The following is a 20124-nucleotide window of genomic DNA, read 5'->3' on the forward strand; positions in this document are numbered from 1 at the left end:
GCGTGGTGGCGATTACAACGCTTGCATCAGCGATTGCAGCATGGCGTTCTCGGTCGAGATGACCTTCGAGTTCGCCTGGTAGTTACGCTGCGACGTCATCAGGCCCACCAGTTCGGAGGTGATGTCGACGTTCGACTGTTCCAGCGAGCTCGTCACCAGTTTGCCGGCCATGCCGACGCCCGGGCGGTCATAGATGGCGGTGCCGGAGGTGGTCGAGGCGACCCAGCTGGTATCGTTGACGGCCGTCAGCGCGCCTTCGTCGGGGAAGGTGGCCAGGGCGATCACGCCGATGCTTTGCTTCTGGCCGTTCGTGTATTTCGCCACGACGGAGCCGTCATCGGCCAGTTCCACGCCCGTGTAGGTGCCCGAGGCATAGCCGTCGGCGCGGTCGGTCGAGGTAGTCGATTCGCCCGCGAACTGGGTCGTGCCCGTGTAGTCGATGGCGATCGACAGCTGCGCGGCGCCGGTCGGCGTGCCCAGCGCCAGCGTGACCGGCGCGGTCATCGTCAGCTTGCCGGAGGTGTTGAAGGCCATGTTCGTCACCGGCCCTACACCGACGTTGTCCAGGGTGTAGTGCACGTCGACGCCCGCTGCCGTCTTGACGAAGTACTGGCCCAGCGAGTGCTTGGCGCCCAGCGAATCGTAGATGATCGAGGACTTGGCGCTGTTGTAGCTCAGTTCGTTGGTCTTGTCGAAGGGGACGGCCTTGATGGGCCATTCGGACGACATGTTGGCGGCATACGCCAGCTTGGTCGACGCCTCGGCGGGAATCTGGCCCGTCGGAATGAGCATGTCGCCCATGGTGCCCAGCGTGGTGCTGCCCTTGACGGCGGCATAGCCTTGCACCAGGCGGCCGTTCGAGTCGATCAGCTTGCCGTCATTGCTGGCTGAAAAGATGCCGACCCGGCTGTAGCTCATGGTGTTTTGCGCATCGCGCGCGACGAAATAGCCGCGGCCATCGATGGCCGCGTCGAGCGCGCGGCCCGTGTTCAGCACGCCGCCATTGAGCGACATGCTTTGCGTGATCGAGCCGATTTCCGTGCCCGTGGCGCGCGAACCGGCGTACATGGCCGAAAAGTTGGCGCGGCTGCTCTTGAAACCGTAGGTGCCGGCGTTGGCGATATTGTTACTGGTGCTGTTCAACTGCTGGTTGATGGACTGGATACCGGACAGGGCGATGTCGAAACTCATGTTGACTTCCTTTAGTGAAGGACGAGATTAGTGTGCAGGGAGCGAAGGGGCGGGCGGATCAGGCCGTCTTGCCGTTAAAGCCGGTGATCGCGCCAGGGTTGACTTCGCCCAGGTTCGACACGCTCAGTATCATGCTGCCGCCGGACGACAGGCGCACGCTGTTGAGTTTGCCTGCGATGTCGACCGATGGCTTTTCGGTGCCGCTGGTGCTGACCTTCATGCTGTAGGTGCCAGCAGGCAAGCCCAAGGCCACGGGATCGATGGTGAACGGCACCGTGCTCGGCGCTTTGGCGCCCAGTTCGATCTTGTATTCCTTGTCGTCCAGCCCTTTCAGGGTGACGGTGGTCTTGGTGGTGCTGGCGGCCAGCGCGATGGTGCCGCTGACCTTGCTCTTGTCGAGCTGCACCGTCTCGCTGTTGACCATGACTTCCGAGCCCACTTGCGCGCCCAGGGCCAGCACTTGCATCGATTGCAGCACGCTGGCATTGGCGCTGGTCAGCGCCGACAGGTTTTGCATCGCTTCCGTTTGCGCCTGCTGCGTCAATTGATTGACGAACTGGCTCGGATCGGTCGGTGCCAGGGGATCCTGGTTCTTGATCTGCGCGACCAGCAATTTGGTGAACATATCCTGGGTGGCATTGCTTTGCGACTTGACGGCATTGCTGCCGCTGTTGCTGCCGCTGGTGTTGTTGTTTGTAAAGAGATTGGTTTCCATGGATTATGCTTCACCTAATTTGAGGAGCGATTGCTGCATCGACTTGATGCGGCCCAGAACTTCGACATTGGTTTCAAAGGCGCGCGACGCCGACATCATGTCGGTCATCTCGGCCACCTGATTGACGTTGGGGTAGAACACCATGCCGTCGGCATTGGCCATCGGGTGGCCTGGCTCATACACTTTGCGCAGCGGCTCGTCGCTTTGCACCACGTCGAGGACCTGTACCCGTCCACCGGCGCCGCTGGCGCCTGGGCCGTCCATCACGGCCGCAAACACGGGTTTGCGCGCGCGGTAGGTTTCGCCTTCGGAACCGGCAACGGAATCGGCATTGGCCAGGTTGCTGGCGATGGTATTGAGGCGCACGGTTTGCGCCGCCATCGCCGAACCGGCGATCTTGGAAATATCCTGGAAGCTCATGCTGATCCTTATTGTCCGGAAATGGCCTTGGACAGACCCTTCAGTTTCATGTTGACGAAAGTCAGGCTGGTCTGGAAGTCGGTGGCATTCTGCGAGAACGCCGCCTGCTCGACGCCGATTTCGACGGTGTTGCCGTCGCGGCTAGGGTGGTAGGGGACACGGTACAGGGCGCTGGCATCGTCATCGGTCGACAGCAGGCCGGCCTCGTTGTCCTGCAACTGCTGCAGGGCGCTGCCGAAATCCATGTCCATGGCCTGGAAGCCGGGCGTGTTTTCATTGGCGATGTTGGCGGCCAGTACGCGTGTACGGTCGGCACGCAGCGCGAGTGCATCGGCGTGCACGCCCAGCGCATCCTTGAAATTAATCCCCATGGTCATCCTTTGTGTTGAATTCGTTCGTGCTTTTTGCGGTTCGGGCTAGAAAACAGGTAGTGCAGAGGTAAAATCCCAGCCAGGTCATGTTGACGCATGGTAAGGTCATGCCGCTTCAGTATCTTTGATTAAGGTTAGCAATGATTTACTTTGAGAACTATTCCGTGATGTGGAACAAGGCGCAATGTCGTCACCTACTGTTGCCAAGCCTATTTTTACTGACCAGCCTATATAGTAGTGCAGGACGCGCAGAATTGCCAGCCGACAATATATTTTCGCGTGTGGAACAATTGGCGCGGGAGCAATTAACACGGCAAGCAGCCTTGGCGGGGCTGCTGGAACCGCAGTTCCAAGTGACCGTGGTAAAAAGCACGCGCCCCGTGCCGGCGTGCGCGGCGCCCGTCGCGCTGGAAACGGCGGACAGCCGTTCGGCGCAGCGCATGCGCTTTGTGGCGGTGTGTCCTGGAAGCAACGGTTGGCGCTATGAAATGCTGGCGCGCGGCAGCATCACGGCCCAGGTGGCCGTCACCACCGTCCCCGTCACGGCGAATACGCCGTTGCAAGCGGGCGACGTGACCCTGGCGCGGCGCGACGTGACGATGGTGCCCGACAGTATTGCTTCCTTGCCCGGCGCCGTCGGTCTGTCGAGCCGGCGCAGCTTGCGTGCCGGCGAAGTGTTGCGAGAGGGACAACTGGCATCACCCGTGTTGATCAAGCGGGGCAGTGCGGTGAATATCGTGGCGCGCAAGGAGCAGGTGGAAGTGAGCATGGCCGGCGAGGCGATGGATCCGGGCGCGCTGGGCGAGGTGATTCGCGTGCGCAACGCCACCAGCGGCACGGTGATACGTGCCAGGGTGGTCGATGCGGGCGTCGTGGAACCGGCCGATATTCCCGGCCGTTAAGGAGTATCAGTCTGCGGCGGCCGTGCGCTGCAGACGTGTCGCCAGCTGCGTCAGCTTGGCGGCGTAGTTGGGATCGGTGGCGTAGCCGCCGCGCGCCAGGCCTTGCGCGAACGCGCCCGCGTCGGCACCCGTGTTCAGGGCGGCGCGGTAGCGCGGGTTGTCGAGCAATACCTGCGCATAGTCGCGGAAGGCGCTGGCCTGGTCCGGGTAGCTGCGGAAACGCTCGGTTTTCTTCAGGGCCGTGCCGCTGCCGGCCTCGTATTCCGTGGTGACATTGCTGGCCACGTCGCCCTGCCATTTGCCGCCGGCCTTGATGCCGAACAGATTATTCGTGTCCGCACCCGTGCCCTGGCGCAGCGGACGCTGGCCCCAGCCCGATTCCAGCGCCGCGTGGGCGGCGACGATTTCCGGCGCCACGCCCAGGCGGGCGCCCGTTTCTTGCGTCCATGGCTTGATCGAGGCGAGGAATTGCTGCTGCGTTTCGCCGATCTCGCCGCCCTGGCTGATGCTGCCCAGCACATTGACGGGCTGGCTTTGCTCCAGGTAGGCGCGGCCTTGCGGGTTCAGGCTGGTGGCGTTGCCGCCGCCCTGTTCGATGAAGCGGGCCACTTCGCCCTGTACTTGCCGGAACACGCTGCTGAAGTTGCCGCTGGAGCCCGTGGCGTCGGTGGCGCGCATATTGCTCTGCACGGCGGATGTGGCTGCCGTCGATGGCGTTGCCGCCGTGGCGCGGGTGGTCAGGAAATCAGCCTGGCGCATAGGTATCTTCCTCGCCATGCAGCACGCGCTGCATGATGCTGTACTGCTCTGTTAATAAATCGCTGTTGCGGGTATTCAGGCGTTTGCATTCAAGCACCATCTGCTCGAGCGCGGCCCAGTCGCGCTCGGCGGTGGTGCGCGCGCTTTCTTGCAACAACGCAAACAATTGTGGCATATCGCCTTGCGGGCCCAGCAGGGCAGTGACGAGGCTGACGCGTTGGCGGCGGCGCGCATCGAGCGGCTCGACGGCGGCGATGACTTGCTCGGCCAGTAACGTCAGCTGCGCGCTCTGGTGGTGCAGGGTGGCCTGGAATTGCTCTTCCAATAAGGTGTGCAGGGCGGCATAGCCGGCGCGGTCGTCCGCCATGCCTTGCAGTACGCGGTGCATGGCTTCCTGGCGCGTGATGCCCTTGCGTGGCGCGGTCACGATTCGCCGCCGTGGAAACGCTGGATCAGGCCTGCCAGTTTCGACGGATCGAACGGCAATTCGCCCTTGGCCAGCGCATCGCGCAGCATGGCCACACGCTCATGGTCGATTTCGGGCATGGCGCGCAGGGCGGCCATGGCCGGTTGCAGCACGGCCGATTGCAGTTCCGCTCCGGCCGAGGAGCCGCCCATGGCGCCAGCGGCACCCGCGTTCTCGGCGATCGCCTCGGCTGGCGCGACGGCGCTGCTGCGTACGGCAGCGCCGGTATTGCCGGAGGAGATTTTCATACGTTGTCCCTTGCCCTTAATTTGCATGCTCATCCCGCTCCTTCTTGGCGGGCAGGCCCAGTTTCTCGCGCAGGCGCTGCAAGGTGCCCGAGTCCGGTTCGCCCACTTGCAACTCTTCGCCCTGCGCCTTTTGTCCGGCCATGCCGAACATGGCGGCGATGCTGTCAGCCTGGCCACGCGTCAATATTAACAGTTCGATGCGGCGGTTGATGCCGGCGCTGGCATTTTTCACGTCCAGCGGCGCGCGGTCGGCCATGCCGACTACTTGCAGTACGCTGTCAGGACTCATGCTGCCGATCAACAATTGCGCGCGCGCCGACATGGCGCGGTTGGCCGACAGGGTCCAGTTCGAAAAGCCTTCATAGCCGGTATTGGCGTATTGCATCGAATCGGTGTGGCCGACGATCAGCATCTGGTTTTCCATCTGGGCAAACACGGGGCCCATCTGGCGCAGCAGCTTGCGGAAACGGTCGGTTGGCACGGCGCTGCCGCGCACGAACATGCCTTGCTTGTCCGTATCGTGCAGCATGACGCGCAAGCCGTACGGCGTGATCACCGACTGCAGGTTGCTCTTCAATCCCGCTTCGTCGCTGAGCTTGTCGAGCGCACGCGACAGGGACAGCAAGTCTTCCGGCGACTGGTAGCTGACCTTGGTCTGATTCGGCGGGGCGGAGCCAGCCTTGCCGTCCTGCATCTGCTTGCCTTCCGTGCGCGTGTCGCCCGTGCCCTTGCGGGGCATGGGGAAGCGCTCGATCAGGCTGCCGCGCGGGCCGCCTTTCTGTTCCGGCATGACGCCCTGGCCTTCGCCCTGGCGGCTGCCTGCCGAAGCATCCATCATGATTTCCTTCATCGCCTGCTGCTCGCGCGCGGCCATCAGCCACAGCACGAGGAAGAGCGACAGCAGGGCCAGGCAAAAGTCGGCGAACGCTACTTTCCAGGCGCCGCCATGGCCATCGTCGTCGTGCTTGCGTCCCGCACGCTTGATGATGGCCTGTTCATGTTTCTCATGCGGCTTTAGCACGGCGGCCTCCCCGGCCTTGGCCTTGCTCTTGTTCGGCGCCGCCATCTTCCAGCGCATTGATCCAGCTTTCCAGCTGGGCGAAGCTCGGCTTGATGTTCAGCTGCACCAGACGCCGGCCCGCATCGATGGCCAGCAGCGGCGGCTTGCCCGCCACGTGCGTGACCAGCACGACCTTCACACATTCCATGGTCGAGCCTTCCTCGCCCACCAATTGCTTCATCATGTTGCACATCGGATCGAGCACGCCGTAGCAAAAGAAGATGCCGATGAAGGTACCGACCATGGCGGCGCCCACTTTTTCGGAAATTTCCGCCGCATCGGCGCCGTCGGCCACGGAATTCATGGCCATCACGATGCCGAGAACGGCGGCCAGAATACCGAAACCGGGCATGGCTTCGGCGATCTTGTGCAAGGATTTCGACGGTTGCAGCAATTCGTCGTGGATGGCTTCCAGTTCCTGCTCCAGCACGCCTTCGAGTTCGTGCGCGTTGATCTTGCCCATCGCCATCAAGCGGAAGTTGTCGACGATGAAGGCCAGCAGCTTTGGCTCTTCCAGCACCAGCGGATAGCGCTGGAACAGGGCGCTTTCGCGCGGCGCCTCGACGTGGGCGTCGAGCGCCTTCAGGCCGCCGGCGGCCGTTTGCAGCAGTTCATACATCAGCAGCAGCAACTGGCGCTGGAATTCCGAGCCTTGCTTCTTGTGCGTGACGATCTTGCGCATCTGGTGCAGCATTTCACCGAGTACATGCTTGGGGTTGCCCAGCACCAGGGCGCCGACGGCGGCGCCGATGATGATGATCAACTCGACCGGTTGCCAGATCGCGTGGACGGTGCCGCCCATCAGGGCGAAGCCTCCGAATACACACCCCATCACGATTAAGATACCGATAATTACCATGTCAACTGCCTTTCTGCGTCATTGTGCTGCGTCAATTTGATGGGTGTTGCTGAAACTAGTGCTGAAACTTATGCGTCTTGCAGCATGGCTTTCATCTTGCCCAGCGCCGTCTTGTTGAGCTGGCAGACGCGGGCGTCGCTCAGGTCCAGCACGGCGGCAATTTCTTTGTAGCTCAGTTCGAATTCGTAATACATCTGGATTACGCGCTGCTCGCGTTCGTCCAGCGTGCGCAGCGCCTGTTCCAGGCTGCGCCGCACCATCAATTGCTCTTCCGGGCTCGGGGCGCTGTCCGCTTGCCCCAGGCTTTCCTGCAGCACTTCGTCAAAACTGGCGATCAGCTCGGCGTTTTCTGCCAGCTGGTATTCCTGGAAGGCTTCCGGCGTCAGTTTCAGGGCGGCCATGATTTCCGCGTCCAGCGGCTCGCGCCCCAGGCGCCGGGTCAGGGCGCGCACGCTGTCGCGCAGGCGGTGGCTTTCCTGGCGCACGGCGCGCGGACGCCAGTCCTGGCGCCGCAGTTCATCGAGGATGGCGCCGCGGATGCGCAGGCTGGCATAGCTGCCGAACGACTGGTCCGGTACGCCGTAGCGGCGCAAGGCTTCGAGCAAGCCCATCAGGCCAATCTGTTCCATGTCGTCGCGGTCGATGGCGCCCGACACCTGCGAATTGAGCTGGCGCACGATGCGTTTCACCAGCGGGGAGTACGCCACCAGATGTTGTTGCTCTTCAGCAACGCTGAGCACGGCCGCGCAAGCGCTGGCGGCGGCATATTCGCCGGCGCCATACGCTTCCTGGTATTGCTCTACATAGGCCAAGGGATCTCCCACTAGGTCGGCTGGCGTGTCGGCTTATTCAATGATCAGCTTGCCGACCATGACTTCGGTGAACGGCTTTTCCATCTGCTCGCGTTCATAGCTGACATTGAAGGCCTTGTTGATCTGCTCGGCAAATTGCTCCACCGTCATGGTCTGCGCCTTGTCCATCGGAAAGCTCGACAGGGTGCTGACGGCGATCGAGCGCATCAGCGGCAAGTGGTCCTTGGTCAGCTTTTCCTTTTCCTCGGTGGTGGCGATCACCAGGTCGGCCGACAGGTAATGCGTTTCACCTTCGCCGGGGCCGCGGCGCAGCATCACGATGACCTTGTCCAGCGTGATGAACTTGCGCGCCTTCTTGCCTGTGGCGGGCGGCGGGGCTTTCGCTTCGGCCACCTCGGCATGGCCGGCAACCGGCTTGGCCAGATACCACATGGCGCCGCCAGCCGCGCCGGCGGCCAGGACGGCCACGGCGACAAAGCCGCCTATCAGTTTCATTTTCATATTCATCAGGCAGTTTCTCGCTCATGCATGGCGTAAGTGGTACCGGCTGTGCTGCCGTCGGACAGGGCGCGGCCCGGCTCGGCATCATCGTTCTGGCGGCCCGGTTGACGCTGGCCGCGCGCATCGCCTTCGGCAAACGCCTGGGCGGCCGGGCTGCGCGGGGTGGCGCTGATATTCACGGCCACGTCGGTGTACTGGCGCTGCGCCAGGTCGCTGCGCATGGTTTCGCCGATGCCTTGCAGCTGGCGCAACACTTCCGAGTTCGACGCCGTGACGTTCACCTGCAGCGCGCCGGCTGTGTGGCGGATGGAAATTTCAATGCGGCCCAGCATCGGCGGGTCGAGGCGGATCGTCGCGTGTTCGCTGTTGCGGCCGAGTTGCGTCTGCAGGCGTTCGCCCAGCGCTTCGCGCAGCGGTTCCTGCCATTGCTGGGCAGGGCCGCTGAGCTTGATGGTGTCGCCGGCCGGGGCTGGCGTAGCCGTATTGCCGACCGCGCCCGTCAGGCCCAGGTTGGGCGTGGCTGGCGCAGGCGTCGCGGCGCCACGTTCGCCCTCGCGCGCGGCAGGGGCCGCTGCGGCGGTCACCGGAGCGGCTTGCTGCAGCAGCGATTCGAACGGCTGTGCCGGTGCATTGCCTTTGGCGGCGGTCGCCGGGATGGCCGCTGCCAGCGGCTCGCGCGTATCGCGGCCTGCCGGCTGCGCCGCTCCCTGTGCGGTGAGGGTGATTGCCGCCGGGTGCAGGCTGATGTTGAGTGCAGGGTTGGCTTGCGCCACATTCGCCTGCGCTTGTGTCTGCGCTTGCGCGGCGGCGCGTGCCTCGGCTGCGGCCGCGTCCGTTGGCGGCAGCAGCGTCACCGGCAAGCCGATGACGGGCGCGGCCATGGCTGGCAGGCTGTTGTCGACCTGGCTGTCGCTGTCGCTATCCTTGGAGGGCGCGGGCGCGGGCGTGCCCGCATCGGCCGTTTCCACGGCGGTCACGTCGAGCACCTGCGCAAACAGGGGCAGGGCGGAGGGCGCGGCGCCAGTGCTGCCGTAGCCTGGCGTGCCGGGCAAGGCAGCGGCCTGTGCCGACGCTGGCGCCGGTGCGGATGCCGCAGTGGCGGCCGGTGCCGGAGCGGCCGGCGCCTTGTTGAAGTTCATGATCATGCTTGATTCCCGTCCGAGTCGTATTCGCCGAGCGCGGCGTAGGCGACCCAACCTTCCTTATTTGCCTGTAATGCACCCAGGTGTTGACCCAGGCGTTCTTTTTCCTCAGAGCAAATTTTAACCGCTTGCGCGTGAATTTTGCGCAATTGCAACAATTCTGTTTGTTCCAGCGCATTCCATGCGCCCCGTTCAGCCAGCAGCGGGATGTTTTTCGCCAGGCTGGCCGAGAGTTTTCCCATCGCTTCCCAGTCCGGCTGCGCGATCGCCGCGCTCAATTGCCGGCTCAGCTGCTGCAGCGCAGCGCGCCTAGGCATTGTTGGCCTGGACGCCCACCCAGCCGCGCTTGATGGTGGTCATCAAGGTCGTCACCTCATCGATCAGGGTCGGGTCGAGCTTGATGCCGGCCGTGTACAGGCGCGCCACGCAATAGTCGTACAGGCGCGCCAGGTTGACGACCACTTCGCCGCCATTGTCGAAATCGAGCGAGCTCGACAGACCGTTGATGATCTGCGTGCATTTATCCAGGCTGACGGCCTTTTGTTCGTAGCGTTTGCCCACGATATGCCCGCGCGCGCGCGCCAGTTCTTCCAGCAGGCCGTCCGTCAGCACCAGTACCAGCTCGACCGGTGTGGCGCGGGCGGTCTGGGCATCCAGGTTGACGGCGTGGTAGTTGCCGTAAGCTTCATTGTTTAACATTATTGTATTCTCGCTATGTTAACTGTGGCGGCGCGGCAGGCACGCTCGCCTTAGGATTTATTGTTGCTGAACATGGCATCGAACATATCGGACGTCTTGCTCATTTGTTCCTGCATGACTTGCAGGCGCGTAAATTGATCGAGGAAACGTTTGTATGCCGTGTCATATTGGGCCGTGAGGCGCTCGCCGCTCTTGACCAGGCTTTTCTGCAGCTTCTCCGTGGCGGCCTGGCGCAGGGTGATCTGGCCCTTGGTGATATTGCTCCACTGGCCCAGTACCTTGTCCAGGCTACCGAGCACGCCGGCAGGGGCGGACAGGCTGTTGTTGCCAAAAAGCTTGTCGAGGCCCGTCGGGTTGTCGGCCAGTTTGGCCGTCAGCTTGGCGGTGTTGAGGCTGATTGTGCCGTCGCGCTGGGCCGTAATGCCGTAGGACACCAGCGATACGCCATTGACGTTCAGGCGCAGTGCATCGCCCATGCTGCTGCGCAGGGCATTCAGGCCGGAATCATGGGCGAAGATGCCCGCGCTAATCCCCTTTTCCGGGTTGCCGGGACTGGCCAGGCCATCCATCAGGCTTTTCAGCTTGTTGTAGGCATCGACGAATGCCTGCACGTTGGCGGCGGTGCCGCTGCTGTCCGTGGCCACAGTCAAGGTCACGGGCGCTTCGGCGGCACTCATGGCGCGGGTGAAGGTGATTTTCACATCCTGCACGTTGGTGAAGGTATTCGATGCTTGCGTGATGGCCGTGCCGCCGGGTTTGCCGCCCAGCCAGACGGTGGCGTCGTCAGCCTTGACGACTTCCTTGATGTTGGCCGGAGCGATCAGCGCGCCTTTCAGCGCGATATTGTCGACGCCGCTGGCGTCGAGCGTGGCGGCGTTTGCGATGCCCGTCGCATTCGACGTCAGTACCAGTTGCGCCTGGTTGTTGATGGTCACGATGGACGCGGTGACGCGCGAATTGTTCTTGCTGTTGCCATTGATGGCGGCAGCGATTTCCTGCGGTGTCAGTGTGCCGTTGCCATCCTTGTCGGCGGCGGCCAGGTCGATGTCGAGCGTGTTGTCGCCCACGCCATCGCCAATTTTGACTTTCAGCGTACCCGTGCCATCGGCCGTGTTGACGCTGCTCAGGCCGCCATACGACATCTGGCTGGCCGTGGCCAGTTTCTCAACGAAAAAGGAATAGGTGCCCGGCGTCGCATTGATGCCGGCCGTGGCAGAGCCGTAGCCAGCGGCCGGGAAGGTGGCGGACTGGCTCAGCACCGATTTGCTGCTGGTCATGCTCGACATGGCGCTCTGGAAGGCCGAGATGGCCGACTTCAGATTGCCCAGCGCCGTGCTGGTGTTGCTGGCCAGCGTGTTCTGTGCCTGCAGGGCTGCCTTTTGCGCAGCGACAGCCTTGGTCGCCAGTTTTTCAGACGTTGGGATCGGATCGTATTGCGGTGCGGTAATTACGTTTGCCATGCCAGACTCCTGAATAAAGGGATATACCGGTACAAGGCGACCCCCATTCCCGTTTTGTGAAGTTTTCCTGAAAGAAACTTACACAAACCTCATTTTACCTGCCCGCGGAACCAGAATTGCGTCGCCAGCTCGTCTTGCCGCTTGGCATCAACTCGGTGTTGCTCATTTGCAACATGCTTTTGTTTTTGCGTCAGCACCTGGTCCAGCACTTCGCGCTTGGCCCAGGCCGTATTCAGGGCGCGTTGCGACACGGCCATGTTGGCTTCGTGCAGGTGCAAATCGGTACGGTGCTGGTCGGCCATCTGCATGACTGCCTGCTTGAAGTTGCCGCAGTTGACGGACAGGGCCAGGGGCAGGGCGCCGCTGGGGCCGCTATCCGTGTACAGGCCCGTCAGGCGCTCCAGGTTTTTCTGGTAGCGCTCGCGCACGGCCGTCTGCGCCGCCATTTCACCTTGCAGGCGTTCCACTTCGGTGCTGCGCAGGCCGACCAGGGTGGTCAGGTTGCGGATGGTATGCGCGTCGCTCACGTATGCTCCTAGGCCATGATCTGTTCAAGTTGTTCGATGCACGGCCCCATCGGCGCCTCTTCCTTGGTGCCCTGGCACAGGAAGGCTTCGATGGGCGCGTGCAACTGCACGGCGCGGTCGGTGATCGGGTCGGCGCCGGGCACGTAGGCGCCCAGCGGGATCAGGTCGCGCACGCGCGCATGGCGCGCCATCGACGCTTTCAGCGCGCGCGCCGCCTGCATGTGGGGCAGCGTGATCACCTGCGCCATGCAGCGGCTGATCGAGGCGGCGATGTCGATGGCGGGGTAGTGGCCCCGCTCGGCCAGTTCGCGCGTGAGCACGATGTGGCCGTCGAGAATCGCGCGCGCCGTGTCGACCACGGGGTCCTGCTGGTCGTCGCCTTCGGCCAGCACCGTGTAGATGGCGCTCATGCTGCCTTCCGGGTGGGCGCCATTGCCGGCGCTTTCCACCAGTTGCGGCAAGTTTGAAAAGACGGACGGCGGATAGCCGCGCGTGGCCGGCGGCTCGCCCAGGGCCAGCGCCACTTCGCGCAAGGCCATCGCATAGCGCGTCAGCGAATCGACCAGCAGCAGCACGTGCTTGCCCTGGTCGCGGTAATGCGCGGCGATCGAATGGCACAGTTCGGTGGCCATGATGCGCATCAAGGGCGATTCATCGGCCGGCGCGATCACCAGCACGGCCTTCTTGAGACCTTCGGCGCCGAGCGACTTTTCCACGAATTCGCGCACTTCGCGGCCGCGTTCGCCGATCAGGCCGACGACGACGACATCGGCCACCGTCTGGCGCGTGATCAGGCCCAGCAGCACGCTCTTGCCGACGCCGGAACCGGCCATCAGGCCCACGCGCTGGCCCTTGCCCAGGGTCAGCATGCTGTTGATGGCGCGCACGCCCACGTCCAGCGGCTCGATCACCGGTTGTTTCTTCAGGGGATTGATTTTTGGCGGCGTGACTTCCAGCGTGTGTTCGCCACCGAGGCGGCCCAGGTCGTCGATCGGCTCGCCCAGGCCATTGACCATGCGGCCCAGCCATGACGGGCCGATCTGCAGGCTGGCCTTGTCGGGCAGGGGCAATACGCGCGCGCCGGTGGTCAGACCGGTGGCTTTCTTGAACGGCATCAGGTAGGACAGTTTTTCGCGAAAGCCGACGACTTGCGCATCGAGCCACTCGCCGCTCACAGTTTCAATTTGACAACGCTGGCCCGTGTGCAGGCGGCAGCCGGCGCTTTCCAGCAGCAGGCCGGACGCGCCGACCAGGCGGCCGGTCGGCGTCGCGACCGGGATATCGCCGATCTCGAAACTGCGCAGCGTGTCGGCGATCATGCAGGCGCGCCCTGGTCCGCGTGTTCGGCGGCCAGCGCCAGGTGGCTGCTGACTTGCTCCATGCAGGCCGACAGGCGCTGATGGCAGCCCGCGTCGACTTCATTGTCGCCCGCCTTGATGCGGCATTCGCCCGCGTCGAGGCGCGCGTCGGCGATCAGGTTCCAGCGCTTGGCGCGCTTCGGATCGAGTTCGCTGATGCGTTTCAATTCTTCCGGATTGAGGAAGACGTCGATTTCCTCGCGCGTGGGCGGCATCGAGGCCAGGGTCTCGTCGACCAGGGCCAGCAATTGCACCGGCTGCAACGCCAGTTCCGCGCGGATCACCTGGCGCGCCACCTTGGCCACCAGGTCGACCACTTCCTTGCGCTGCGCTTCGCGGTAATCGGCGCGCACTTTTTTCAGGTCGCGCAGGATGGCGTCGACGGGGCGCGCCAGGCGGTCCAGCGCCACCAGGGTTTCATTGCGGCCTTCTTCGCGGCCCTGCGCCATGCCGTCGTTGCGTCCGGTGTCGTAGCCGTCCTGCTGGCCTTGCACCAGGCCCACTTCGTAGCCGTCGCGCTGGCCCTGCTCGAAGCCTTCCGAGACGGACGCCTGCCACTGGCCATCCGTGTCCTCGTTGGAGGCACGCTGGCCGGCGGCGATGAATTGCGACAGGGGAGGGAAGCGATACGAGCGGAAGTGTTTCATTCGATCACCGCTTCGGCAAACAGTTGTACTTCGATCTCGCCTGCATCGGCGAGGCCCTTGACGGTGGCCATGATTTCCTGGCGCGTCTGTTCGATGCGCGACAGCGGCACGGGGCCGGAACGGCGCATCATGTCTTCGAAGCTCTGTGCCTGGCGGCGCGGCATGGTTTTCAGCACGGCGTCGCGGATCGACGGTTCCGCGCCCTTCAGTGCAATCGCCCACTGTTCCATCGGCACGTCTTCCAGGATGCGCGTGAGCGTGACATCGCTCTGCGTGGCCAGGATCAGGAAGTCGTACATGCTCAGTTCGATTTCGGAAACGACGTCCGGGTCGTGCGCGCGCAGCAGTTCGACCAGCGCGGCGCGGTTGCCCGGCATGCGGTTGAGAATCTCTGCCGCCTGGCGGATGCCTTCCACGCTGGTGCTTTGCGTGTCGAGCGTGCCCAGGCAGCGGCCCACCAGTTCGTCGAGCTCGACCAGCAGGTCGCGGTCGATCTCGTCCAGGCGCGCCAGGTTCAGCAAGACCAGGTCGCGGCCTTCGACGGGCAGGGCATCGAGGATCTGGCCGGCCAGCGCGGGTGGCAAAAAGGCCAGGAACACGGCCTGCATCTGCACGTGTTCGTTGACGATGTATTCGGCCAGCCATTTTGGCGAGGCCCACTGCAGGCGCGCCATTTTGGGGCGGATGGCGTCGCCGTAAATGTTGTTCAGCACGCTATTTGCGATATCGCTGCCCAGCGCCATGTCCAGCGAACGCTTCAGGTAGCTGCGCGAGGCGCCATGCACGCCGCTTTGCTGGCGGTAGTCGTCGAAGAAGGTCTGCATCGCCGTTTTCACGGATTCGACCTTGATGCCGCTCATGCGCGACATCACTTGCGTGACTTCCAGCAATTCTTCGCGCGACAGGCAGCGCAGCACGTTGGCGGCCTGTTCTTCGCCGATGCTCAGCAGCACGATGGCCGCCTGTTCCACGGGATTCAGGCTGGCACTTTCGTACTCGGCGCCGTCGGAGGGATTATTGTTGTTGAGTTCGGCCATTTTTCTGCATCCATTGTTTGACGACTTCGGCGACACGCTCGGGTTCTTTTTCAGCCAGCACTTTCAGGTGGTCGACCATCACGTCGACCGCCGAGCCTGGTGGCGGCAAGTCATAGTTTTCCAGCAGCGGCACGACCGGCATGTTGCCGCCGGCGGACTCGCCTTCGAGCGCCAGCGGGCTGCCATTCACGCCCAGGGCTGGCGCGCCGGCAACGGCCGCGCCATTCGCGCCAGCGGCGCTGCTGCCGGCCAGGGCCATGGCCGGATCGATCTGCTTGAGCGCTGGCGGCGCCAGGCGCGTGGTCAGCAGACGCAGCAGCGGACGCAGGATCAGGAAGTAGCCGAGGATGGCGCCCAGCGCGTACAGCAGCCAGCTGCTGAAATCGACGACGGTGTCGCGCTCCTCCCACCACTGCGCCACGGGCGGCTTGGCCGGGAAGGCCAGCGCCGTCAGGCTCAGGCTGTCGCCGCGCTGGGCATTGATGCCCAGGCCGCTGCTCAGCATTTTTTCGATATTGCCCAGTTCGGCAGGGGTCCAGCCGGTTTTCGGATTCGGTGCGGCGGCGCTGTTGAGGACCACGGCGACGCTGAGTTTTTCCAGGCGGCCGCGGCTGCGCTTGATCTGCGTGATGCTGCGGTCGTAGGCGTACTGGCGCGTGGTGGCGTTCTTGCGGGCCGTGCCGTCGTCGGACGGCTTCGGTGCGCCATCGGCAGGCGCGGCGCCGGCGGCGTCTGCCGGTGCCGGCACGGCGGCCGCTGGCGGACGGTTCGACAGGCTGCCGGGAATGCCGGCCACGGTGCGGTTGCGTTCCTGCTCTTCGCGCATGGCTTCGCTCGTCACTTTCGGGGCTTCGCCGTATTTTTCCAGGGTTTCGTCCACGCGGTCGTTGTTCACGGCGGCCGTCACGCTGAGCTTGAAGTTGTCTTCGCCGATGACGGGACCGAGCAAGCCCGTGACGTTGCGGCGGATTTCATCCTGAAAACGTTTCGCGCCTTCATTGCCGGCGGCCGAGGCGTCGAATCCGTCCGTCAGGTCGACGTGCGCGGACAGCAGGTTGCCGCCCTGGTCGACCAGGCTCACGCGCGTGGGCGCCAGGCTGGCGACGCTGCCGGCCACCATGTTGATGACGGCGGCGATCTGTTCCGGCGCCAGGGTGCGGCCCGGTTTCAGCGCCACGACGATGGAGGCGGACGATTTGTCGCCGTCGCTGGCGACAAACGACGTCGATTTCGCAATCGACAGATGGACGCGCGCCGAAGCGATCGCGTCCATCGTCATGATGCTTTGCGCCAGCTCGCCTTCCAGGCCGCGGCGGAAGCGCACGTCCTGCACGAATTGCGACACGCCCAGCGGGTCGTTCTTGTCCATCAGCTCCAGGCCGGCCGGCAGCTGCGCCGTCACGCCTTTCGAGGCGAGCAGCATGCGCACCTTGCCCAGCATGGCGTCGGGCACCAGCACCTGGCCGCTGTCCGGATGCAGGCGGTAGGGGATGTGCTCGGCGTCCAGGGTGGCCATCATGTCCGTCACGGCCACTTTTTCGCGCGCGCCAAACACCGGCTTGTAGTTGGCCTGGTCGCGCCAGGCATACATGGTCACCATGGCGGTGATGCCGATGGCCAGCACGACGATGGGAACCAGGTTTTTCAGCAGGGCGGGCGGGATGGCGGGCTGGGCGCCAAGGCGCCAGCGCGCAAATGCGGACTTCATGGGGGTAATCACTTGGGATAACTTTCGCTGGGAGGCTGGGCGTGGTTCAGGACGTGAAGATTACAGAGGCAGTTTGATGAGTTCGTCGACGGCGCCCATGACCTTGTTGCGCACTTGCATCAACATGGAGAAGGACAGGCTCGCTTCCTGGCTGGCCAGCATGGCGCCGACCATGTCGTCGCTCTTGCCGCTGTCGACGTCGCTCATTTTCTGCGCCGCCATGCGGTCGTCGCCGTTGACCTTGCCAATGGCGTCTTTCATGCTTTGCGCAAAGGAGAAGCCCGATTGTTCCGGGGCGCCGAATTGGGCGGCAGGCGCGATGCTGGCGCCCAGGGCGCGTGCGTCGTTGCTCAGTGCTGCCAGATCGGCCTTGATCAGACCTGCGAGTTCGTTGCTCATCGTGCCCTCTACTTTCAATATGCGGTGACGTATCAATCAGAAATTACTGGTGTTGCCATTCCGGCAGGCATTTCATTGAATACCATCGCGCCCGGCCCGAATGACAGGGCCCATCAGTTTTATCAGTTGCCACACCATCCGCTCAAGCAGATTCAAACAAACCCGGCAGCCCCGCGCCGATATGATTTACATGGCCATGACAACTAATAATTATCTGATAAAAGTTTCTTCTGGTGGCAATAAGGAAACTGAAAACTGCCATAAAAACCGGAATCAGGTAAGCGGAATGGCGCACTGCAAATCACTATTTTCTCGCTATAAGCTTACCTCGCGGCAACTATAAAGTAAAGAGAGGATTGCCTCAAGGAATATTGATACATGGCAATATTTAGCTTTTTCATGTATTGTTCAGCACCGTAGTCATCTAGCATGCGATACGATGCGCAATCGTTTGCTTGCGGACCAGTACCCTGGGTCAAGATGATGCTGTATTTAATTTCGGGCGATCCGTATAATTTGTTCTGCCACCGCAATACCGACATGACCACTACATGACAATCCTTACCAAGACAGATCAAACTGTGCGCCATCAAGTCCTCGATTCCTGTCTGCTTGGACGTCCTGTCCATTTGCTGCATGTATTCGGCGCCCAGCTGCGCGACGACCTGGCCGTGGCCCTGCGCCAGCCGATGAGCCGTCGCTACTGGGGCAATTTCCAGATCGACGCCGTCACCTTGTCGCGCGTGGAAAACGAGGACAGCGTGAACCGCTGGCTGAGTTTTTCCACGCCGGCCAGCCAGACGGGCTTTGCCCTCGAGCGGCAGATACTCTTGAGCGTGCTGAACTATCGCTATGGTAGTGCCGGCGCCAAGGGCGCGTTGCCCGATCCGGCGCAGGTGCGCGTGACGGCCACGGAAGAGCGCCTCGCTGTGGTGCTGGGACAACAGTTGGTCAACAGTTTGATTTCCCGCGTCCACAAGAATCTGCAAACTCTGGGCAAAAGCAGCGACATCGACACCAGTGCCGAGGTCGCCGTGCAGTCGGGCGTGCATCCGGTGCGCGGCAGCTGGATCGTCACCGTGGCGCTCAGCGACGTCGAGGCGGGGCAGAGCGGCCAGTTCTGGTTCTCGCTGGACAAGCGCCTGATGGCCGACGTGCTGCGCGGCTTGCTGCCCGAGCGCGCGCAAGCGAAGAAAGCCCTGCGCGGCAGCGTGCGTCCGCTCGCGTCGCGCCTGCAAGTGACCCTGGAAGGCCGCCTCGTCAGCAAACAGGTGCAACTGGGCGCCTTGTTCGACCTGCGCGTGGGCGACGTGATTCCCGTCAGCCTCAGCCGTACCGACGTCATGCTCGACGACTCCCGTTTATTTACAGCTGCTGTTTCCGAACACAAGGGCAAGCTCTGTTTAACCTCCTTTGAAGATGTCGAATAATATGAATATGACCGATACCAACCAGAGCGAAACCCTGCTGGAAGACCTGGGCGATGACATGATCATCGAGCAGGGCGATGTGTCCGACGTGGCCAGCGGCCGCGCGCGGCGCGACATTCCGCAGATGATGCGCAAGATTCCCGTCACCCTGACCCTGGAAGTGGGCTCGGCCCGCATCTCGCTGGAAGAGTTGATGGCCATCGGCCCGGAAAGCGTGATCGAACTCGACATGCTGGCCGGCGAACCGCTGGTGATCAAGGTCAACGGCACGCCGATCGGCCGTGCCGAAGTGGTGGTGGCCGGCGAGAACTATGGCCTGAAAGTCATCGACCTCGACGGCCTCAATCTCGACCTGATGACAGCATGAAGCTGGCGGTACCCGGTTTGAGCCGGCGCCGCGGCGCGCTGGCTGCCGCGCTGGCTGTTCCCGTCCTGATGCTGTGCTGCGCCACCGCTGGCGCGCAGGATTTATTGGCCGGCGTGGTGCCGGGCGCGAAGACCGACCTGTCGGTCAAGATGCAGATCCTCGTCGTCATGACCCTGCTCGGGCTGCTGCCCGTGATGGTCATGATGATGACCAGCTTTACCCGCTTCGTCATCGTGCTGTCCCTGCTGCGCCAGGCCCTGGGCCTGCAGCAGGGCTTGCCCAACCGCATCGTCACCGGCATCGCCCTGATCCTCACCTTGCTGGTCATGCGCCCCATCGGCGACCAGGTGTGGAAGGAAGCGTTCGTGCCTTACGACCGCGACCAGATCGGCATGCAGGAAGCCCTGAAGATCGCCGAAGTGCCGATTTCGCGCTTCATGCTGGCCCAGACGAGCAAGGCGGCGCTGGCGCAGATCGCCCACCTGGCAGGCGAACCGGCAAGCATGCGCCCGCAAGACCACAGTTTCACGGTCAAGCTGGCCGCGTTCGTGCTGTCCGAACTCAAGACGGCGTTCCAGATCGGCTGCATGCTGTTCATCCCGTTCCTCATCATCGATCTGGTGGTGGCGTCCGTGCTGATGGCCATGGGCATGATGATGCTCTCGCCGCTTGTCATTTCGCTGCCGTTCAAGCTGCTGCTGTTCGTGCTCGTCGACGGCTGGACCCTGACCGTCAACACCCTAGTTACCAGCATACAGGGCTATTGACCGATGTTTACCCCTGAAGTCGCCGTCGACCTGATCATCGAAGCATTGCATGTCGTCATGCTGCTGGTGGTGATCCTGGTCGTGCCGGGTTTGCTCATGGGCCTGCTGGTCGCGCTGGTGCAGGCGGCCACCTCGATCAATGAACAGACCATGAGTTTCCTGCCGCGCCTGCTGGTCACCCTGCTGGCCCTGATCCTGGCCGGACGCTGGATGGCCGGTTATCTGATGGATTATTGCGTGTCCATCTTTCAGCGCGCCGCCACCCTGGTCGGATAGCGC

26 protein-coding genes are annotated in these 20124 nt (G+C 63.1%); 5 read left to right on the forward strand and 21 right to left on the reverse strand.

Translation table 11 applies throughout. The features are described 5' to 3' along the window. Positions 1 to 12: 12 nt before the first annotated feature. From HWE17_RS10630 to flgB, 4 genes are read right to left on the reverse strand one after another with little or no spacing between them, the layout of a single operon-like run. Positions 13 to 1191 (reverse strand): flagellar hook protein FlgE, encoded by a 1179-nt coding sequence (locus tag HWE17_RS10630; RefSeq protein WP_176388755.1) that lies wholly within the window; start codon positions 1189 to 1191, stop codon positions 13 to 15. Between the two features lie 58 nt (positions 1192 to 1249). Further along, entirely contained in the window at positions 1250 to 1906 is a 657-nt protein-coding gene (locus HWE17_RS10635) for a flagellar hook capping FlgD N-terminal domain-containing protein (RefSeq protein ID WP_176388756.1), read from the reverse strand. Positions 1907 to 1909: 3 nt separating this feature from the next. Next, positions 1910 to 2326 (reverse strand): flagellar basal body rod protein FlgC, encoded by a 417-nt coding sequence (gene flgC / locus HWE17_RS10640; RefSeq protein WP_034757795.1) that lies wholly within the window; start codon positions 2324 to 2326, stop codon positions 1910 to 1912. A gap of 8 nt (positions 2327 to 2334) precedes the next feature. After that, positions 2335 to 2697, reverse strand: a complete 363-nt coding sequence (gene flgB / locus HWE17_RS10645; protein WP_034758109.1) for a flagellar basal body rod protein FlgB — start codon at positions 2695 to 2697, stop codon at positions 2335 to 2337. Positions 2698 to 3050: 353 nt separating this feature from the next. Between flgB and flgA the strand changes: the two genes are divergently transcribed. Continuing rightward, entirely contained in the window at positions 3051 to 3599 is a 549-nt protein-coding gene (gene flgA, locus HWE17_RS10650; RefSeq protein ID WP_235211642.1) for a flagellar basal body P-ring formation chaperone FlgA, read from the forward strand. A 6-nt stretch (positions 3600 to 3605) separates the two neighbouring features. Here the strand turns inward: flgA and HWE17_RS10655 are convergent, their stop codons facing one another. The 17 genes from HWE17_RS10655 to HWE17_RS10735 form a co-directional block, all read right to left on the reverse strand. Further along, the gene (locus tag HWE17_RS10655; protein ID WP_035818004.1) at positions 3606 to 4358 is read right to left on the reverse strand and encodes a glycoside hydrolase family 73 protein; all 753 of its coding nucleotides are present in this window, start codon (positions 4356 to 4358) and stop codon (positions 3606 to 3608) included. After that, complete coding sequence (gene flgN, locus HWE17_RS10660) at positions 4345 to 4785, reverse strand: flagellar export chaperone FlgN (RefSeq protein WP_176388758.1); 441 nt, start codon at positions 4783 to 4785, stop codon at positions 4345 to 4347. The genes HWE17_RS10655 and flgN overlap by 14 nt, the downstream gene beginning before the upstream one ends. Continuing rightward, the gene (flgM, locus tag HWE17_RS10665) at positions 4782 to 5072 is read right to left on the reverse strand and encodes a flagellar biosynthesis anti-sigma factor FlgM (RefSeq protein WP_034757812.1); all 291 of its coding nucleotides are present in this window, start codon (positions 5070 to 5072) and stop codon (positions 4782 to 4784) included. Before flgM ends, flgN begins: the two co-directional genes overlap by 4 nt. A 16-nt stretch (positions 5073 to 5088) precedes the next feature. After that, positions 5089 to 6150 (reverse strand): flagellar motor protein MotB, encoded by a 1062-nt coding sequence (locus HWE17_RS10670; protein ID WP_051958386.1) that lies wholly within the window; start codon positions 6148 to 6150, stop codon positions 5089 to 5091. Next, on the reverse strand, positions 6077 to 6991 hold the full coding sequence (gene motA / locus HWE17_RS10675) for a flagellar motor stator protein MotA (RefSeq protein WP_034757817.1): 915 nt from the start codon (positions 6989 to 6991) through the stop codon (positions 6077 to 6079). Before motA ends, HWE17_RS10670 begins: the two co-directional genes overlap by 74 nt. 68 nt (positions 6992 to 7059) lie before the next feature. Beyond that, on the reverse strand, positions 7060 to 7803 hold the full coding sequence (locus HWE17_RS10680; RefSeq protein WP_176388759.1) for a FliA/WhiG family RNA polymerase sigma factor: 744 nt from the start codon (positions 7801 to 7803) through the stop codon (positions 7060 to 7062). A 33-nt stretch (positions 7804 to 7836) separates the two neighbouring features. Beyond that, positions 7837 to 8298, reverse strand: coding sequence for a flagellar basal body-associated FliL family protein (locus tag HWE17_RS10685; RefSeq protein ID WP_307789141.1), 462 nt, complete (start codon positions 8296 to 8298; stop codon positions 7837 to 7839). An 11-nt stretch (positions 8299 to 8309) separates the two neighbouring features. Then, complete coding sequence (locus HWE17_RS10690) at positions 8310 to 9449, reverse strand: flagellar hook-length control protein FliK (protein WP_176388760.1); 1140 nt, start codon at positions 9447 to 9449, stop codon at positions 8310 to 8312. After that, positions 9446 to 9724, reverse strand: coding sequence for a hypothetical protein (locus HWE17_RS10695; protein ID WP_255206192.1), 279 nt, complete (start codon positions 9722 to 9724; stop codon positions 9446 to 9448). The genes HWE17_RS10690 and HWE17_RS10695 overlap by 4 nt, the downstream gene beginning before the upstream one ends. A gap of 31 nt (positions 9725 to 9755) precedes the next feature. After that, positions 9756 to 10145 carry a flagellar export chaperone FliS gene (gene fliS / locus HWE17_RS10700; RefSeq protein ID WP_035818009.1) on the reverse strand — a complete coding sequence of 130 codons (390 nt, stop codon included), beginning with the start codon at positions 10143 to 10145 and terminating at the stop codon, positions 9756 to 9758. 50 nt (positions 10146 to 10195) lie between these two features. Beyond that, a complete protein-coding gene (gene fliD, locus HWE17_RS10705; RefSeq protein ID WP_035818011.1) occupies positions 10196 to 11605 on the reverse strand; it encodes a flagellar filament capping protein FliD in 1410 nt (469 codons plus the stop codon). An 89-nt stretch (positions 11606 to 11694) separates the two neighbouring features. Further along, positions 11695 to 12132, reverse strand: a complete 438-nt coding sequence (locus HWE17_RS10710) for a flagellar export protein FliJ (RefSeq protein WP_046684908.1) — start codon at positions 12130 to 12132, stop codon at positions 11695 to 11697. 8 nt (positions 12133 to 12140) lie between these two features. Beyond that, complete coding sequence (gene fliI, locus HWE17_RS10715; protein WP_176388761.1) at positions 12141 to 13451, reverse strand: flagellar protein export ATPase FliI; 1311 nt, start codon at positions 13449 to 13451, stop codon at positions 12141 to 12143. Continuing rightward, positions 13448 to 14137 (reverse strand): flagellar assembly protein FliH, encoded by a 690-nt coding sequence (gene fliH, locus HWE17_RS10720; protein WP_034787861.1) that lies wholly within the window; start codon positions 14135 to 14137, stop codon positions 13448 to 13450. Before fliH ends, fliI begins: the two co-directional genes overlap by 4 nt. Continuing rightward, positions 14134 to 15174 (reverse strand): flagellar motor switch protein FliG, encoded by a 1041-nt coding sequence (locus HWE17_RS10725; protein WP_176388762.1) that lies wholly within the window; start codon positions 15172 to 15174, stop codon positions 14134 to 14136. Before HWE17_RS10725 ends, fliH begins: the two co-directional genes overlap by 4 nt. Beyond that, the gene (gene fliF, locus HWE17_RS10730) at positions 15152 to 16882 is read right to left on the reverse strand and encodes a flagellar basal-body MS-ring/collar protein FliF (protein WP_035818016.1); all 1731 of its coding nucleotides are present in this window, start codon (positions 16880 to 16882) and stop codon (positions 15152 to 15154) included. Before fliF ends, HWE17_RS10725 begins: the two co-directional genes overlap by 23 nt. A gap of 60 nt (positions 16883 to 16942) precedes the next feature. After that, the gene (locus HWE17_RS10735) at positions 16943 to 17281 is read right to left on the reverse strand and encodes a flagellar hook-basal body complex protein FliE (RefSeq protein ID WP_034787870.1); all 339 of its coding nucleotides are present in this window, start codon (positions 17279 to 17281) and stop codon (positions 16943 to 16945) included. A 629-nt stretch (positions 17282 to 17910) separates the two neighbouring features. Here HWE17_RS10735 and HWE17_RS10740 point away from each other — a divergent pair. From HWE17_RS10740 to HWE17_RS10755, 4 genes are read left to right on the forward strand one after another with little or no spacing between them, the layout of a single operon-like run. Continuing rightward, positions 17911 to 18711, forward strand: a complete 801-nt coding sequence (locus HWE17_RS10740) for a FliM/FliN family flagellar motor switch protein (RefSeq protein ID WP_099402303.1) — start codon at positions 17911 to 17913, stop codon at positions 18709 to 18711. Position 18712: 1 nt separating this feature from the next. After that, the gene (locus HWE17_RS10745; RefSeq protein ID WP_035818022.1) at positions 18713 to 19078 is read left to right on the forward strand and encodes a FliM/FliN family flagellar motor switch protein; all 366 of its coding nucleotides are present in this window, start codon (positions 18713 to 18715) and stop codon (positions 19076 to 19078) included. Further along, complete coding sequence (gene fliP, locus HWE17_RS10750; RefSeq protein ID WP_035818023.1) at positions 19075 to 19845, forward strand: flagellar type III secretion system pore protein FliP; 771 nt, start codon at positions 19075 to 19077, stop codon at positions 19843 to 19845. The genes HWE17_RS10745 and fliP overlap by 4 nt, the downstream gene beginning before the upstream one ends. A gap of 3 nt (positions 19846 to 19848) precedes the next feature. Next, a complete protein-coding gene (locus HWE17_RS10755; RefSeq protein WP_034757874.1) occupies positions 19849 to 20121 on the forward strand; it encodes a flagellar biosynthetic protein FliQ in 273 nt (90 codons plus the stop codon). Positions 20122 to 20124 lie beyond the last annotated feature (3 nt).

The organism is Janthinobacterium sp. BJB401 (assembly GCF_013372745.1).
Lineage (GTDB): Bacteria > Pseudomonadota > Gammaproteobacteria > Burkholderiales > Burkholderiaceae_D > Janthinobacterium > Janthinobacterium rivuli.

What these genes read in the sequence shown, in the direction of transcription:
- HWE17_RS10690 (WP_176388760.1), bottom strand. Translation starts at nt 9,449, where the DNA reads ATGATCATGAACTTCAACAAGGCGCCGGCCGCTCCGGCACCGGCCGCC.
- HWE17_RS10685 (WP_307789141.1), bottom strand. Translation starts at nt 8,298, where the DNA reads ATGAAACTGATAGGCGGCTTTGTCGCCGTGGCCGTCCTGGCCGCCGGC.
- fliF (WP_035818016.1), bottom strand. Translation starts at nt 16,882, where the DNA reads ATGAAGTCCGCATTTGCGCGCTGGCGCCTTGGCGCCCAGCCCGCCATC.
- HWE17_RS10745 (WP_035818022.1), top strand. Translation starts at nt 18,713, where the DNA reads ATGAATATGACCGATACCAACCAGAGCGAAACCCTGCTGGAAGACCTG.
- motA (WP_034757817.1), bottom strand. Translation starts at nt 6,991, where the DNA reads ATGGTAATTATCGGTATCTTAATCGTGATGGGGTGTGTATTCGGAGGC.
- HWE17_RS10635 (WP_176388756.1), bottom strand. Translation starts at nt 1,906, where the DNA reads ATGGAAACCAATCTCTTTACAAACAACAACACCAGCGGCAGCAACAGC.
- fliH (WP_034787861.1), bottom strand. Translation starts at nt 14,137, where the DNA reads ATGAAACACTTCCGCTCGTATCGCTTCCCTCCCCTGTCGCAATTCATC.
- fliI (WP_176388761.1), bottom strand. Translation starts at nt 13,451, where the DNA reads ATGATCGCCGACACGCTGCGCAGTTTCGAGATCGGCGATATCCCGGTC.
- HWE17_RS10630 (WP_176388755.1), bottom strand. Translation starts at nt 1,191, where the DNA reads ATGAGTTTCGACATCGCCCTGTCCGGTATCCAGTCCATCAACCAGCAG.
- fliS (WP_035818009.1), bottom strand. Translation starts at nt 10,145, where the DNA reads ATGTTAAACAATGAAGCTTACGGCAACTACCACGCCGTCAACCTGGAT.
- HWE17_RS10735 (WP_034787870.1), bottom strand. Translation starts at nt 17,281, where the DNA reads ATGAGCAACGAACTCGCAGGTCTGATCAAGGCCGATCTGGCAGCACTG.
- flgC (WP_034757795.1), bottom strand. Translation starts at nt 2,326, where the DNA reads ATGAGCTTCCAGGATATTTCCAAGATCGCCGGTTCGGCGATGGCGGCG.
- flgM (WP_034757812.1), bottom strand. Translation starts at nt 5,072, where the DNA reads ATGAAAATCTCCTCCGGCAATACCGGCGCTGCCGTACGCAGCAGCGCC.
- HWE17_RS10755 (WP_034757874.1), top strand. Translation starts at nt 19,849, where the DNA reads ATGTTTACCCCTGAAGTCGCCGTCGACCTGATCATCGAAGCATTGCAT.
- fliD (WP_035818011.1), bottom strand. Translation starts at nt 11,605, where the DNA reads ATGGCAAACGTAATTACCGCACCGCAATACGATCCGATCCCAACGTCT.
- HWE17_RS10670 (WP_051958386.1), bottom strand. Translation starts at nt 6,150, where the DNA reads ATGCGCTGGAAGATGGCGGCGCCGAACAAGAGCAAGGCCAAGGCCGGG.
- HWE17_RS10725 (WP_176388762.1), bottom strand. Translation starts at nt 15,174, where the DNA reads ATGGCCGAACTCAACAACAATAATCCCTCCGACGGCGCCGAGTACGAA.
- HWE17_RS10655 (WP_035818004.1), bottom strand. Translation starts at nt 4,358, where the DNA reads ATGCGCCAGGCTGATTTCCTGACCACCCGCGCCACGGCGGCAACGCCA.
- fliP (WP_035818023.1), top strand. Translation starts at nt 19,075, where the DNA reads ATGAAGCTGGCGGTACCCGGTTTGAGCCGGCGCCGCGGCGCGCTGGCT.
- flgB (WP_034758109.1), bottom strand. Translation starts at nt 2,697, where the DNA reads ATGGGGATTAATTTCAAGGATGCGCTGGGCGTGCACGCCGATGCACTC.